The 13,759-nt window shown below is 62.6% G+C and carries 17 protein-coding genes; 1 reads left to right on the top strand and 16 read right to left on the bottom strand.

Features of this window, described 5'->3' with window-relative positions; translation table 11 throughout:
* Position 1: 1 nt before the first annotated feature.
* From C8D77_RS00980 to C8D77_RS01005, 6 genes are all read right to left on the bottom strand, one after another.
* Positions 2 to 1,066: a baseplate hub domain-containing protein gene (locus C8D77_RS00980; protein WP_109658737.1), complete on the bottom strand. Its 1,065-nt coding sequence runs from the start codon at positions 1,064 to 1,066 to the stop codon at positions 2 to 4.
* Positions 1,059 to 1,718 (bottom strand): phage distal tail protein, Rcc01695 family, encoded by a 660-nt coding sequence (locus tag C8D77_RS00985; RefSeq protein WP_109658738.1) that lies wholly within the window; start codon positions 1,716 to 1,718, stop codon positions 1,059 to 1,061. Before C8D77_RS00985 ends, C8D77_RS00980 begins: the two co-directional genes overlap by 8 nt.
* Positions 1,715 to 6,271, bottom strand: coding sequence for a coiled-coil domain-containing protein (locus tag C8D77_RS00990; protein ID WP_109658739.1), 4,557 nt, complete (start codon positions 6,269 to 6,271; stop codon positions 1,715 to 1,717). Before C8D77_RS00990 ends, C8D77_RS00985 begins: the two co-directional genes overlap by 4 nt.
* Positions 6,268 to 6,681 carry a phage tail assembly chaperone gene (locus tag C8D77_RS00995; RefSeq protein ID WP_109658740.1) on the bottom strand — a complete coding sequence of 138 codons (414 nt, stop codon included), beginning with the start codon at positions 6,679 to 6,681 and terminating at the stop codon, positions 6,268 to 6,270. The genes C8D77_RS00990 and C8D77_RS00995 overlap by 4 nt, the downstream gene beginning before the upstream one ends.
* Complete coding sequence (locus C8D77_RS01000) at positions 6,621 to 7,061, bottom strand: hypothetical protein (protein ID WP_146211744.1); 441 nt, start codon at positions 7,059 to 7,061, stop codon at positions 6,621 to 6,623. Before C8D77_RS01000 ends, C8D77_RS00995 begins: the two co-directional genes overlap by 61 nt.
* 96 nt (positions 7,062 to 7,157) lie before the next feature.
* Positions 7,158 to 8,627, bottom strand: coding sequence for a phage tail tube protein (locus tag C8D77_RS01005; protein WP_109658742.1), 1,470 nt, complete (start codon positions 8,625 to 8,627; stop codon positions 7,158 to 7,160).
* A 132-nt stretch (positions 8,628 to 8,759) separates the two neighbouring features.
* On the opposite strand from C8D77_RS01005, the gene C8D77_RS01010 reads away from it, so the two are divergent.
* Entirely contained in the window at positions 8,760 to 9,044 is a 285-nt protein-coding gene (locus C8D77_RS01010; RefSeq protein WP_146211745.1) for a hypothetical protein, read from the top strand.
* On the opposite strand, the gene C8D77_RS01015 is transcribed toward C8D77_RS01010, so the two are convergent.
* From C8D77_RS01015 to C8D77_RS01060, 10 genes are read right to left on the bottom strand one after another with little or no spacing between them, the layout of a single operon-like run.
* Positions 9,041 to 9,235, bottom strand: coding sequence for a hypothetical protein (locus C8D77_RS01015; protein ID WP_109658744.1), 195 nt, complete (start codon positions 9,233 to 9,235; stop codon positions 9,041 to 9,043). The two genes, C8D77_RS01010 and C8D77_RS01015, sit on opposite strands and share 4 nt — an antisense overlap.
* A complete protein-coding gene (locus tag C8D77_RS01020) occupies positions 9,232 to 9,642 on the bottom strand; it encodes a hypothetical protein (RefSeq protein ID WP_109658745.1) in 411 nt (136 codons plus the stop codon). Before C8D77_RS01020 ends, C8D77_RS01015 begins: the two co-directional genes overlap by 4 nt.
* A complete protein-coding gene (locus C8D77_RS01025; RefSeq protein WP_109658746.1) occupies positions 9,642 to 10,262 on the bottom strand; it encodes a hypothetical protein in 621 nt (206 codons plus the stop codon). The genes C8D77_RS01020 and C8D77_RS01025 overlap by 1 nt, the downstream gene beginning before the upstream one ends.
* Complete coding sequence (locus C8D77_RS01030; RefSeq protein ID WP_109658747.1) at positions 10,262 to 10,525, bottom strand: hypothetical protein; 264 nt, start codon at positions 10,523 to 10,525, stop codon at positions 10,262 to 10,264. The genes C8D77_RS01025 and C8D77_RS01030 overlap by 1 nt, the downstream gene beginning before the upstream one ends.
* Positions 10,525 to 10,878 (bottom strand): hypothetical protein, encoded by a 354-nt coding sequence (locus C8D77_RS01035; RefSeq protein WP_109658748.1) that lies wholly within the window; start codon positions 10,876 to 10,878, stop codon positions 10,525 to 10,527. The genes C8D77_RS01030 and C8D77_RS01035 overlap by 1 nt, the downstream gene beginning before the upstream one ends.
* Complete coding sequence (locus tag C8D77_RS01040) at positions 10,875 to 11,288, bottom strand: hypothetical protein (RefSeq protein WP_146211746.1); 414 nt, start codon at positions 11,286 to 11,288, stop codon at positions 10,875 to 10,877. The genes C8D77_RS01035 and C8D77_RS01040 overlap by 4 nt, the downstream gene beginning before the upstream one ends.
* Complete coding sequence (locus C8D77_RS01045) at positions 11,285 to 11,947, bottom strand: hypothetical protein (protein ID WP_109658750.1); 663 nt, start codon at positions 11,945 to 11,947, stop codon at positions 11,285 to 11,287. Before C8D77_RS01045 ends, C8D77_RS01040 begins: the two co-directional genes overlap by 4 nt.
* Entirely contained in the window at positions 11,947 to 12,741 is a 795-nt protein-coding gene (locus C8D77_RS01050; protein ID WP_109658751.1) for a hypothetical protein, read from the bottom strand. Before C8D77_RS01050 ends, C8D77_RS01045 begins: the two co-directional genes overlap by 1 nt.
* A complete protein-coding gene (locus C8D77_RS01055; protein ID WP_109658752.1) occupies positions 12,742 to 13,143 on the bottom strand; it encodes a hypothetical protein in 402 nt (133 codons plus the stop codon).
* Positions 13,144 to 13,145: 2 nt separating this feature from the next.
* The gene (locus C8D77_RS01060) at positions 13,146 to 13,757 is read right to left on the bottom strand and encodes a hypothetical protein (protein ID WP_109658753.1); all 612 of its coding nucleotides are present in this window, start codon (positions 13,755 to 13,757) and stop codon (positions 13,146 to 13,148) included.
* Positions 13,758 to 13,759 lie beyond the last annotated feature (2 nt).

Here is a 13,759-nt window from a genome sequence, read left to right on the forward strand (position 1 = left end):
GTCAGCCCTTCGGTGCGGTTGCGGTGATGTTTTCGCCGGCGAGGAAGTCGAAGCCGCCGTAGCGAAGCGTCAAGGTGCGCGAGTTGTGCGCGTTGTCGTGTTTGCCGACGCAGTCCTCGAGGCGCCGATGCCGGCAGCCGACAAGCGCCTCGAAGGTGTCGCCGATCTGGATGTCATCGTAGGCGCCGAGGTGCAGCACCAGCGTTCCGGTGCCGTTGTCGGAGCGGACACGGCGCTTGTCGCCGGCGTTGTCGCCGGTCAGGAAGGTGATGAAGCCCTCGCCGAAATAGTCGCCGACGACCGTTATCCCGGTCGCAACGATGGTGCGGCGATCGACCAACGCCGTCACCGTGCCGATTAGGCGGCGGGCGCGGACCGCGGTCCAGGTCACGGTGCCATCGACCACGGTGCCGCCGAGTGTGGTCGGCCATGTCGGTTCGGCGACATCGCTGGTGCCCGCGACCGTCGCCTTGAACCAGTAGATCCCGGCGCCGGTCAGCCGCTTGACGAGACCATGGAGCGCATAGTCCGTCGTGTCAGCCCAGGCATCGGCTCGGGTCGGGATACCGCAATCGAGATCGCCGTAGGATTTATAGCAGTTCGCCGACAGCGTGACGCCGACAGGCTGCTCGAGGCGCTTCTCCGGCCCCATCATCTCCAGCCGCGAGACCATTCCCTTGATGTCGGATTGACCGAAATCATAGGTGCAGTAGAGCCAGGGGTGCGCCAGATCGGTCGGCACCACATAGCCGATGATGGCCATGGCGTTGTCGAAGCGGCCGCGGCGGACGTCGCTCGCCGTCATTGTCGTGGCGCCGAGGATGATCGTGAAATCGCGGTCGTCGATCGGTGCGTTGATCTGCGCGGAAAACGCGGACAACTGCTGGAACTGGAACGGTGAGAACGTCTCGACGCCTTCACCATCGAGATCGACGTCGAGCGGTTCGTCCCATTCGGTGAGCGCTATCCTGGTGCCGTTGGCGAGGATGATCAGCACGATCGCGGGCAGCGCGAAGGAATCGGAATTGATCGCTGCCAGGACGCTCGCCGGTACTGTCCTAGGCATCGAACGGCACCTCGACCAGCGGGATCGACGGCACCGATCCGACGCGGAAGAACTCCATGACGTGACCGAGATCGTTGGTGTCGAAGCGGACCTTCTCGTTGAAGGCGAAGCCGGCGGTCACAGCCTTCGTATCGGCGGGCTCGTGCCCAGCAATGAAGGTCAGGGCGCCGGTCGCATAGTCGATGATGTAGTCGACCGCTTCGGTCTTCAGCACGCCATCGACGGCAACCAGAACGGTCCCCAATACCGGCAGATAGATGGTGCGATCGACAGCGATGACCGAGGCGTCAACCTTGGTGACCTTGTATTGCTTCTTCAACTGGAAGGCGAGATTGACGCCGTCGCCTATGCCGATCGCTGCATCGAGCGCCGTGACGGTGCCGGACGGCTTGCAGGTCTTGTAGTCGATCAGGTTCTGGATGGCGAACGAGTGCGCCGGACCGTCCATCACCTCGAAGAACGACAGGATGTCGTAGACGTCGTCGACGGTGCGGATGTTCTTGCCGATGTTGCAGCGCCGCAGCCTGCGGGAACGCCTCGAACGGCGCTGGTCGTGGCCGGTGGGACCTCTGGCGATATCGACCAGGCTGACCGGTGCGAATTCGCTGCCCTGCGAGATCGAGCCCGGCAGCTTGGCATTGTAGAACGTCATGCCGTCCTCTGCGCGCGGGACACCCCATCCAAGGCGCGCGCCGCGATCTGCGACTGGCTTCTCGGTGCCTCCGGCTGGCCGGAAAGGACAAAGGTCTGATTGACGTTCATGGGCCGCTCGTTGTTGTCGCGAGAGCGGCCAGAGGTGGCGCCAGACGGACTATCGCTGTGCCGGCCTTCGTAGCGCATGCGTGGCCGCACGACGCCGCCGTCGGCATACCCGGCGTAACCACGGCGCATGCCTTCGACGACGTGGACGCCGCCGGCGCGCGCGACGTCATCCTGGCTCCAGACGACTTCGCCACGATGCACGATGCCGGCCGGATCCTTGCGGCCGCCGGCCCCGGTAAAGCCGCCGTCGTCGAACAGGCCCCACGATCCGGAGAGGATATCTGAGGTCGCAGCCGGCGAGATCGAGTTCATGAAGCCGAGAGCACCGGAGGAGCCACCGAACATGCCGGAGAGACCCTGGAACCAGCTTGAGCTGCTCGTCGCCGACGTCAGCTGCGACATGAGGCTCTGCCCCATCTTGCTGAACTGCGCGATCAGGCCTTCCGAGGCGCCGCCGAGGCTGCTGATAGATCCGGTGGCCTGCTGCGCGGTCCCGGTGACCTTCTGCAAGGCAGTGTTGAACTTGTCGACATATTGCGAGCCGGTGGTACCGAGGACGTCGGATTTACCGGCGCCCTTCGAAAGCGGGCCGCCGGTGAACCATGCCGACGCCGCATCGTTTGAGTTGCCATATTTTGAGAGAAGCTTGCCGAACTGCTGCTGGAAGATGGCATCCTGCGCCGCAGGATCCGACATGAACTGGCTTTTCGACATCGGGCTGCCGAAGGCTTGCGTCGACCACGACGGCAAATTGCTGTTCATGACCTGGTAGGCGCCGAGCGCCTGGTCGCCGTTCCTCAGCACCGGGCCGAGCGCCGAGTAACCGCCGCTGCCGGCGCTCTCAATCATCTTGATCGCGCTCGCGTAGGACGACATGCTGCCGGACAGCCCACCGCTGCCCCCGCCGAGCACGCTGGCGAACCCGCCAGACGGGGAGAAGATACCGCCCAGGCCGCCAGAGGTGGTTCCGAATGCTTGATCGATCCGGCTCTGGATCAGGGATTGCGCGGAGCCTCCGGTCCCAAATGCTTGATCGATACGCGACTGGATCATGCTCTGGTTGTCGTTCGCCGCACCACCACCAAAGCCGAGGATGTCGGACAGCGTGGTATCAGCCTTGAAGCTCGGGCTGCCAAGCTTTGAGAGGATATCGCTGAGGCCACCGCCAACACCACCGACACCGCCATTCACATTGACGACGGCCGCCTGGACCTGCATGGAGGCGACGGACTGCCCGCCTGTCCCGAACAGCTTGCTGAGGAATGACCCGCCGGAGGTGCCCTGCTGCTGCCCATTCTGAGATGATGAAGAGCCGTTGCCGCCGAACAGGCTGCCCAGCAACCCGCCGCCGCCGTTGGCCTGATCGCCGCCGAAAAGCGAATTGAAGATGCCGTCGAGGCCGCGATCGATCAACTTGTCGGCGATCTTTGCCAGTGCGTTCTTCGCGGCATCACCGAAGCTTTCCCAGAGCGATTTGCCCTGCTGCAGGCTCGACAGCATGTCGGTGGCAAAACCCTTGAAGGTATCCTTGGTCTCCTGCAGCGCCATGTTGTAGCGCATCATGTTGGCTTCGGCAGAGTTGAGATCGATCGGGAGACCAGCGCTTTGCAGGCGGGAGGCGATGGCTTGGTCGTCGGAGTTGCGCAGGATCTGCGAGCGCTCGAACAGCAGATCGGCCTGCAGCGAGGCCTTCGCTAGCGCAGCAGCCTGGTCGGACAGCGCCGCCGTGTTGGCGCGCATCGCGTTGGCTTCCTGGCCGTAGAGCGGAATGCCGAGTTTGCGGATGTCCTGTTCGGTCTTCAGTGCCGCGGCGGAACGCTGGCGGGCCAGCGTGTTCTCACCAACGGTGGCGACTTCGGCGCGCTGGGTCTCGAGGTCGATCTCCTGGCCGTGGATGGTGTCACGGGCTTCCTGCAGGGCCTTGAGCTTGCCGTATTCCTCGGCCTTCTGCTTGATGCGCGCGATCTCGGCTTCGTCGACCTTCGTGTTGCTCTGCGCCGCCGCCTCCCTGACCTCCTGCTCGAGCTGGAAGGCCATGCGCAGACCTTCGGTGGCAGCTGTGGTCTTGCCGATCAGGTCGACGTCGAGCTTCGCAGAAGCCAAGGTGTTGTCGAGCGAGCGTTTCCGCTGATCCTGTGCCTCGGTTAGCGCTATTTCCTTCTGGCGCTGCTGCTCGCGCTGCGCCGCGAAGGGATCATCACCAAACCGCTGGCTCATCACGGATTGGTCGCGGCCGGCCTGCTGGGTCCGATCGAAGTTGCCGATCGAGCCGCGATTGATGTCCTTGATCGCTTCCCCGGTGTTATGGAGCTGCGCGGCCGCCGCGGTCGCCGCCGCGACGATGGCAAGGATCTTGTCGGCTGTGGTCTGAAGTCCAGGGTTCTGAGCAACAACGCCAGAGATCGATTTTTCGAACGCGGCGTAATCGGGACGTCCCGCCTTGATCTGGCCATTCAGGATGCTGATGGCTTCGCCGAATTGGGCGAACTCCGGCTTCACGCCATAGAAGGTCTCACGGCCGCGACCAATCGTGAACGGTGAGCCAAGTTCGTTCTGGACCGACTTATCAGCGGCCGCCGCAGCCTTCTGCAGATCGTCGGTCTTGCGGCGCGCATCGGATTCAGACGCGATGACCGACTTTTTGTAAAAATCGTCGGCCTTCAAACTGGCGTTGCCGTAGGCGGAAGCGAGATCGTCGACGGATTTGCGCTGGGCGTCGGTTGCATCCTTCAACGATTTCGTCTGGGGAAGAAGCTTCGAGCCGAACTGGATGCCGGCGGCGACGACGGCGGTCAGGCCTATAGCAACCAGGTTGATGGGGCTGAACAGGCCGGTCAGACCGGCGAGCAGCGCTTTTGCACCACCGGCGGCGCCTTGCTCGCCGAGCGACATCTGCAACGCCATGCCGAGCTGCGTGCCCTGCTGCAACGCAATCGTCGGGATCGACTGCCCCATCATCGATGTGATCGCGATGTCCTGGAACTGGCTGGTCGCGTTCATGCCGGCGAATTTATTGGCGCCGCCCTGGCTATTCTGATTGGCGGCAAGCCTGCCGCGCGCCATCGCCTGAGCCTGGGCAAGTTCATCGGCAGAGATCGCGCCTTTGGCCGCCAGTGCCGAGTATTCCGCCAGTTCCGCATTGACGCGGTCTTGTACCGCCGCCAGCGGGTTGAGCTCAGCGCGCAGTGCGGCGACGCGCGACGCCATCTGGTCGGCCTCACGGCCGGCCTCTTCGAAGACTGAGGCGGATGCACGGGCTGAATTACCCCCGGAGCCGATCCCGAACGATGCGTTGAGATCGCTCTGGAACGTCGAGCCGATCTGTTCAGCCTTCAGTTTGGCGATGGTATCGAGGCGGTCCATTTCGGCCGTGAAGACCGATGCGGCATCTCGTGCCGATTTCGCGATCCCAGCGACGAGGCTGGCATCCAACTCGGTACCAAAAGCCTGCCCGGCTTGTTGAGCCTTGAGGCCTGCGATTTCTTCGATCTGTGCGAAATCGGCGGAAAAGACGGCCGCTGCGTCACGCGCGGATTTCGCGGTGCCGGCTACAAGGGAGGCTTCGAGGTCGGCACCGAACGCTTGGCCAGCCTGCTGCGCCTTCTGGCGGGCAACCTCTTCCATTTGGGCGAAGTCGGCTTCAAAGACCGATGCCGAGGCTCGCGCTCCGGATGATGGCGCCGAGACGCCAAGCACCGAATTGAAGCTGCCCTGGTTCGCCGCCGCGATCTGCCTGCTGTTTTCGGCGGCCTGATCGGAGCGGGCGGCGGCGAGAAACTGCTTGTGCGCATTTGCGGCCGTGGCGGCCGCCGCAGCGGTCTGATCATACTTGAGCACAAGATTTTCGAGCGCGGTTGCGTATCCGCCGGTGATCTGGGTACCGCTACGCTCCAGTTCGGCCAGATCGGCCAGTTCTGAATTCATCCGCTGACCAGCCGCATAGGTCTGGTCATATTTCTGCCGGATGGTCTCAAGGCGCTCCGCCTGCGCCGCCGCAGTTGCCGCCGCTTGCGCCATGGAGGCGGCCTGCCCCTCGATCTGGGCGTTCGCCTTGCCCACAGCGGCGGCCAGATGAACCTGCCCTTTCGCGGCGAGCTCTGAAACATCGGCGGTGAGACCGAGCTTCTGGTTCATGCCGACGAGCAGGCGGGTGGCGCCCTCGATGTCAGTCTTGCCACTGTCGAGCTGCCGCCCGATCTGGCGCAGACCTTGCTCGAAGCGCTCCTGGTTCTTGAACCCGTCGATGTATTGGCGCGACAACTTGGCGAGAGTGTCGCCAGCTGAACTGATCTTGGTGTCGGTCTGCGAGATCGCGGCGCCAACCGCCTGGGCCGACGCCGTCATCTCGCGGTCGGATACGATCTTCTGGTCAGCGCCGGTCTTGTATTTCGAGGCATCGATCTCGGCGGCGACGCGGAGGCTGCTCAACGCGATGTCGTTCATGTCGCAGCCTCCTTCCTTTTTTCAGCGAGATGGATCAGCCATTCGTCGTCTATTGCGGAAACGAAGGCGACGAAGCGATCGAAGGCTTCACCCTCGATGCAGTAGCGGCGGGCGTAGGCGTCGAAGGCGAGGAAGCTGATCGGGGTTTCGCCGCCGCCTTCGGTGTATTGCCGGTCGTAGCGAAGGGTCTGCCAGGCGCGACGGTAGAAATCGTGCCAGGTCTCGTATCTGGCTTCATCCGGCCTGGTCGGAAGCGATTCCGTTGGTACCTCGTCCGGGTACTCCCGGTTGAGGTCAGCCAGCCATTCGTGATGGCCTCTCCGCTCCAGGTCGTAGCGGAAGGCCGCCTTCAGTTTCCCGAGGCGGTTTCCTCGAACTGGACCTGACGCTTGCCGACGACGCCGGCGCACCAACGCACCATGGCGCGGACTGCGCGATGTTCTTCCGCCATGAGGACGGAACCGACGATCTCAGGAGAATAGGGGACGTCGAGGCCACGCCAGCCCAGCAGCAGATGCTCGACGGCAAGCTTGCCTTCGGCTTTGGCCTGCGCATCGGCGGGGATGGTGCCGCTCGGGAACGCCTGGCGAAGCTTCTCCAGCTCCACCTGGTAGGCGGCGGCGTACGGCGGGTAATTGATGGAGCGCGTCAGGAACGCGAGGCCGGGCAACGGGACCTGCTCGTAGGGCTTGTCCGGGTTGAGACCGGGCCATTCCTTCGGCTCGATCCAGTCGCCTTCCCGTTCCTTGACGAGGTCGGCGGCCAAGCTGGCCAGTTTGATGATGCTCATGTCGGTATCCTTTGTCGGGAGGTGTGGCGGCGGGCCCGACAAAAACCCGCCGCCTTTGCGCGCAAGCTATGTCCCGTTGTCGGACGGGATTCAGTCTCAGGCCTCAAAATATTCCAGGCGATCGAGCAGAATTGTCGCGTTCGTCAACGTGTCGATCGACGCCATGCTTGTGAGAGGCAATTTCGTATCGGTGTTCTTCGCCGTCGCGTTGGCCTGCCCGTCGGTGTAGGTGAGACGCGGCGCCGCAAACACCATCGCCTGGCTGTTCTTGGCGGTGCGGATGTTGATGTTGGTTGCCGTCCCGGCGAAGAGCTTCGCCAGCAATGCGTTGGAGCCGAAATAGGTGCCCATGGTGACGGTGACGTCGACGGAGCCCTTTCCGATGTCCTCGGCGCCGACAAGACCGTCGGACCGGATGCCACCGATCATGCGCAAATTGTTCTTGATGGTGATGACGGACGATTCGATGAAGTTCGGACCACCGACCGGCGTCCCGTTCTCCGCGATGCGGCCGACATTGACCGCCGCCGACATGATCGCATTGGTTGTCGCCGCATCGGGGGAGGCATCCAGCGAGGTGGTATCCTGGGTGCCGGTCATGCCGGCGAAGGTCATCGTCCAGGTGGTGACCTGCTCCTTGACGAAGTTGAAGACGCCCTGATCGACCACCATGCCGCGCTGCGCGATGTAGGTTGGAACCGTCTGGTCCATGAAACCGCGTTCCAGCGTGTTACCCAGCGTGAGAAGACCGTTCTTCAGCTGGTCGCCGAACCAGACCTTGATCGTCTTCGAGGTGCCCGCATCGGTCGTCCAGCCCGTCGGCAGATTGTCGAGGGTGATCGCATGCGCGGCGATCGCCGTGATGCGAGCCCAACCATTGCAGACCGCTGTGGCGAACTTGTCGATCGTTGCGGTGCCGCCAAGCTTCAGCCATCCGCCGACGTTGAGGCCGAGCGTGGTGAAGTCGAGCGATGCCGACGTCAGGCTGCTGGCGGCCGCGGCGATATCGCCAGAGGCGCCCTGGAAGCCAACCACCTTCATGCGTGCTGCCGCTGGCGGGGCGGCTTCATCGGTGATGCCCGAGCCGACAAATGCGGGAACCGTCGCGGACCCGGTCGTGCACTTGAAGACGCCATTGTTGCCGGCGACGCCAAAATCGCTGAACCGCACCAGTTGGCCGGCAACGAAGGCATCGCCAGTCGTGACGGTGGCCACGGTGCCCGAAGTGGCGAGCCCGGTGATGACACTATCAGCGGTGCCGTCGTTGTCACGGAACGGCGTGTTGTCCCAGGTGCTGCAGAACAACGATTCCAGCCAGTCCGAGAACGGCGAGCCATTCGGTGGCCAGGAAAGCTCACCGTTGATCGGACCGTCGTTCATCTCGTTGACCTTGATCGGATCCGAATTCATGCGGTCCGACCGGATCTCCTCAGAATTGACGAAGGCCGGCGCGAAGCGAAGCGTCTCGCCCTTGAGGCGCACGGTGCGCATCCGGGGTGTATTTGGTGTCGTTCCGAGCGTGACCTCGCGGACCGAGGACACGCGAACTCTGTTTGCGTCCGACATGACATTTCTCCATGGCAAAGAGCGCCGCGGTCAGGCCGGGCGGTGGTTGATCGGTTGCGTGGATGGTCGAGACGCGGCAGCGTTTCTCGGCTATATTGCCGATCCAGAGACCGACAATTCAGGACTAAGACGATGTGCTACGGGTGCTATAAAGAAGCGGGCGAGCCGAAGATTTTCTCTGGCTTAGTCATGGTCGCCGCTGCCATGGCCAAAGAGATCGACAACTACGGCGCTTTTCACATCGTGGTCGACGACATGAACATCGAAGATCATCATCTCGAATATTGTATCGAGCACGCCGAAGCGACCGAAGCCGAGATCGAGTTTGGCCGGCTAATGCTGACCATGGACGAAGATGCCAGAATGTCGGCGCTGGCTTTGGCGGATGGTATGTGGTCGATGAGCCTGAAGGTTTAGGCTTGCTCGGCTGGCATTTCGGCCTGCTTGGATTTCGCAGACTTCGGCGCTGACGGCGCCTGCAGGAAGCCGCGTTCGGTGAGACCGCCCACGGGATGCGGCGAGAGATCGGTGTCGTCGGGGATCTCGTCGCCGGCCTTGAAGCGCTGGACCCGCGTGTTGAACGCTTTCAGAACCTTGAGCATGGTCATTCGTCCCTTTGCCAGTTGATGGTTGCGGTCATGGCGTAGTAGTTCGCCTTGTATTTTCCGGCTTCACCGGCACCGAGCGAAGCCTCACGGAAGATCACCGTTCCGATCTCCATGCCCCGGAAGAGATCGATCAGCTGTCCGGCGAGCTCACGCGCCTTCCGGGTGCCGATGTTGTTCCTGGTCATGACGTTCAGGTAGAGCTGGCCAACCTCGCGCCATAGGTTTGCGGAACGCGTCTCCGCACCGATCGACGCCTGATCGAAGAAATCGCCGAAGATCTCGACGAAGACGAAATGGGCGGGATCGTCGGGGAGATCGTCGGGCATGTTCTCGAAGATCAGCGGCGTCGTCGTCCATTGAGCGGTGAGATACTGCTCGATGGTGTCGTAGGTGGTGAGGCTGGACATCAGAGCGCGTTGATCACGAGGGCTGGATAGGTCAGCGCGGTACCAGCGGCACGGCGTTTGGTCGTCCGCTTGAGGCGGTACGGCGCCAGCGGAGATATGCCGCCGGGCACCTCCACATACTTCATCTCGATCTTGAATGCGGCGCCGAAACGCGCGCTGAGAGCGTTCTTGGCGGCATCGAAATGACGTCTCCCCGGGCCGTTGTAGCCGGTTTCGATCTTGCGAGTGGATGGGTAGGGGTTGAAGATGATGACCTCCGCATCCGGCCGCAGCTTCGAAAAATCCGTCGCCACTGTGCGCCCGCCGACGATGACCATGAATGACCCCGCATACCTTCCGGTCCGACGCGGGCTGCGCTTCACCAACTCGGCCTTGGCCGCGTTGATCACCAGAGGCCAGTTCGAAAACACGTAGAGGATGGAGCCCGGGACCTGGACCGTCTCTTCGGCCGCTCCTTCAACGCTGTTGACGAAGCGCGTGTACTGCGGCGATGCACCCGCTGCAATGGCTTTGGCGAGCTCGGCGCGCGCAAACTTGGCCAGCGCCGCACTGATCGCGGCTGGCTCCATGCCGGCCGTGGCAAGCTTCAGGTCGCGTTCGAAGGTGTCGAAGCGGGCCATCAGCGGGCGCCCAGAAAGGTTCGCAAGGAGCCGGCCAGCAAGTTCGCCAAAACCTCGCTGCAGCCGGTCGTGCCCATTATGCACGCGCTCTCGGGCAGCACGCCGGTATAATCGGGGAACTCCACTTCGAACATCTTGCCGTCTTTCGAGGAGATGGTCACAGTGAATGGCCCCTCGGGCGCCTCGATGCGCTCCATCTCGATGCCTTCGAGGAAAGCCACCTTGAGCGGGCGCCGCGCCGAAAGATCGACAACGTCCGCCATCACCCACCAACCATCAGTTCGATGCGGACCACGACGTTCTGCACCCGGATATGCTTCGGGAACTCGACGTTGCGTACCTTGCCGGCCTGCACGATCTTATCATCCTTGCGAATTGGCAGCCTGAACTGCGCCAGGTTGACATCGGTCGGGCTCAGGATGACGCGCGACCATGTCTGATCGATCTGACCGACCAGTTCTTCCGCCTTCAGCGGCCGGATCGAAGCGCGGACATCGGCATCGAACGGGATCTGGGTCGAGTTCGGGCCCAGTGTCAGTCGACGCAGCACAACATCCTCGCCGGCATCGAGCAGCGCGGCGTCGAGGTCGGCGATGAGCGAGTCCGGATCGGTCACCGCGCCACCATTCTCGCGGAAAGCACCGTGCTGCCCGCATAGGTGCCTGTCGACACCACCTTGAGCCGCATGCGGTCGGTGATGAGGCCGTCGACGGCGGTGTCGTCGGCCAGTGCGCCGTCGGTTGGCGTCACCTGTGTCGTCTTCGGTGTCAGCGCGGAGAGGTTGAGCAGCGCGACCTCGGATGCGGTGCCGAACAGGACGCAGGCGACGTCGTACCAGGTCGTGGCCTGATCGGCGGAACATTGCACATAGGCGCGGATCGTGCTGCCACCGGAGCCATAGGCGAGCCGCAGCTGCAGCAACGCGGACTGCATGCCGTCGAGTTCGATGATGGCATCACCGATCAAGGTCTGCGCCGTGGTGATCGTGAGATCGCCAAGGTTGAACGTACCCGGGTTATCCATCATGCCCCCATCGTGTTGCGGAAACGGGTGAGCTGGCCGGCGACGACGTCGGGGACCGGCCCCTCGGTCGATTGCCCGGGCACGGAACCCACCCAATAGGTTTGCTCGACGCGCCGGACATCCGGAATGAGAACGACCTCGGATTTCAGAGAGGGATCACGTTTCCGCTCGAACCAGAGCAGTCGCATGAAGTCCGTCGCGGCCTGCTTCAGATCCTCGGGGATCGTGGCGAAGCCGGCGGCGTAGGTGACCACGATCTTCCTGGCGATCCACACCGTCGGCTGGTCGATGCGCAGTCTGGATACCAGCCCCGATTCCGGATCGACGAGATAATCGGTGTCGACCACGGTTTCGGTATCTTCGACAAGGCTCGCGATCTCGACGTCATGCCGGCGCGCCAGGATCAGCGCGTCGGGGAAGTCGTAGAACCCGAAATCCTGCCGGAAGGTCTGCGTCACGGTTTCGCGATGCAACGTTGGTGGCGATCCCGCGCCGATGGCGATGCCACACTCCGACATGATCGCGGCGGCGACGCGCCTTTCCATAGAGCGAAGCGTGGCGTCCTGACCGTTGCCGGTGACATTGGTGGCGGCGCGCATCTCGTCGAGCGTCAGCAGCGTCAGATCCGTCGCCGGCGTCGTGATGGTCAGGAGGGATTTCATCAGTCGCTCGGGCTGGTTGAGGCGTTGGTGAGAGAGCCGGTCGGCGTGAAAGCGCCGCCTGTTCCTTTGTTGGTCGCGAAACTGCTGGCATCCCCCGAAAAGAAGATCGCCGGTGCTGTTCCAGTCGGTATAGAACCATCGCTGCCAAGAAAGACCGGCTTGCCGTCAGCCTCCACAAATTTGGCGATTTTCGCCGGGTCGGTAAGGTCCAGGTACTGCCCCGGTGCGAAATAGAAATCCACGACGTCACCCTTCGGGATGTACCCGTCAGCGGCGTTTCCGAACGCCGTGAATATGCCGCTATAGTCGACATCGAAAGCGTCGTGGGCGTCGTTCACGGTCAGGACTGAATGGTCTATCAGCGCGCCATTAACCGCACATTCGAATAGCTTTTGCCCGGCTGGAAAATTCGTATCCCATGCGATAAGCAGATTCATCCACCCAGAGAGCGGGTACAAGAATGATGTGTTCGGGAAGAAACTGAACTGGTTGGTGAAGTCGGCGTCATTGAGGTTCAGGATCATGTCCTGCGCCACGAGATTGGGGTCGAAGGGCCAATCCAGTTCGAAGTTGTATCCGGCATTCGTCGCCAGAAAACGGAAATCACTCCCGGTCTCAGCCGTCTTCCACCAAACAGATAATATGCCTCTGCTTGGCGTCGAAATTCCAGCCAAGGGAGCGCTGCTGACCAGTTGGGCCGAGCCATCGAAATGCACAGCCTGCGCCACATATGGCGCACCACCCCCGCCCGCACCGATATTCGCCGCGCTGGCGATGGCGCCGGGACCGCGCATTTAGGCGGCGACCTGGTAGCCGGAACAATGCCAATGGTTGGCACCGACGCGGACGAGATACAGCACCGCGAATTGCTTCGCGGTCACCAAAGTTTCAGCCGTATCGACGGTGACCCCGGCGGCAAACAGGATGGTCACCGCCCCGGCACCGGCCTGCTCGACCTCGAATGCATTCGGAGCGCCGTCCTCGAAACTGCCATCTGCATCCGTCGGGATGACGACCGAACTGGCGCCGTCGTTCATCATGCGGATGCGGGCACCTCCATCGGAGATCCGCACCTTCCGCGAGGTACCCTCATGCTCGATGATGCGGACACGGTTGGAGAGGTCGCGCAGCTGGACGAGGATCTTCACGCCGTTCTTGATCACCTCGACCAGTTCGGAGCCATCAAGACCGGCCATCGTTACCTCCAATGCTCCGAAATCCATGGCTCATCGAGTTCATCCATCTTTGGCCGGCCGTGGAAGTAAACGATCCGGGTGGCGCCGAGTCCGTGATCACGGACGCAGCCCTTGTATGACTCGGCCTGGCCCGGAAAGACGTCGTCGATGAAGACGTGCGGCTGTTTCCGCATGTGCTCCATGTCGTCGCCGCCTTGATAGGACCACCAGACGCCGTCGTTGCCAGCCGGGACCAACTGGACCCCGGTGCAGGCGCGGTGAGGCGCATAGGGGTCGCGCGGCAGCGCAATGGTGTCCGAGGTCAGCGCGTACTCCGCCATGGCATCACAGTTGCCGGTGACCACGGTATCGAGGCCGACCAGGATCATCGGTTCGCCGAGGAGGTAAGGATCGATCAGGGTGCCGTAATCAGGGATTCTCTCCCCTGTCAGCTCCTGCTCGATGCCGGCCGAGAACTCGCGCTGCCGTTCGGTGAAGCAGACGAAGCGAAACGGCACCGTCAGATTGCGGGTGAAACCGCGATGGAGCCGCTCCACCCACTCCTCGGTGTAGCACCGGCTGAATTCGAACGACGCCTCGTTGGCGTCCCAGAAGACACAGGCGACGGTCAGCATGT

Origin of the sequence: Mesorhizobium loti, assembly GCF_003148495.1 — a bacterium.
GTDB lineage: Bacteria > Pseudomonadota > Alphaproteobacteria > Rhizobiales > Rhizobiaceae > Mesorhizobium > Mesorhizobium loti.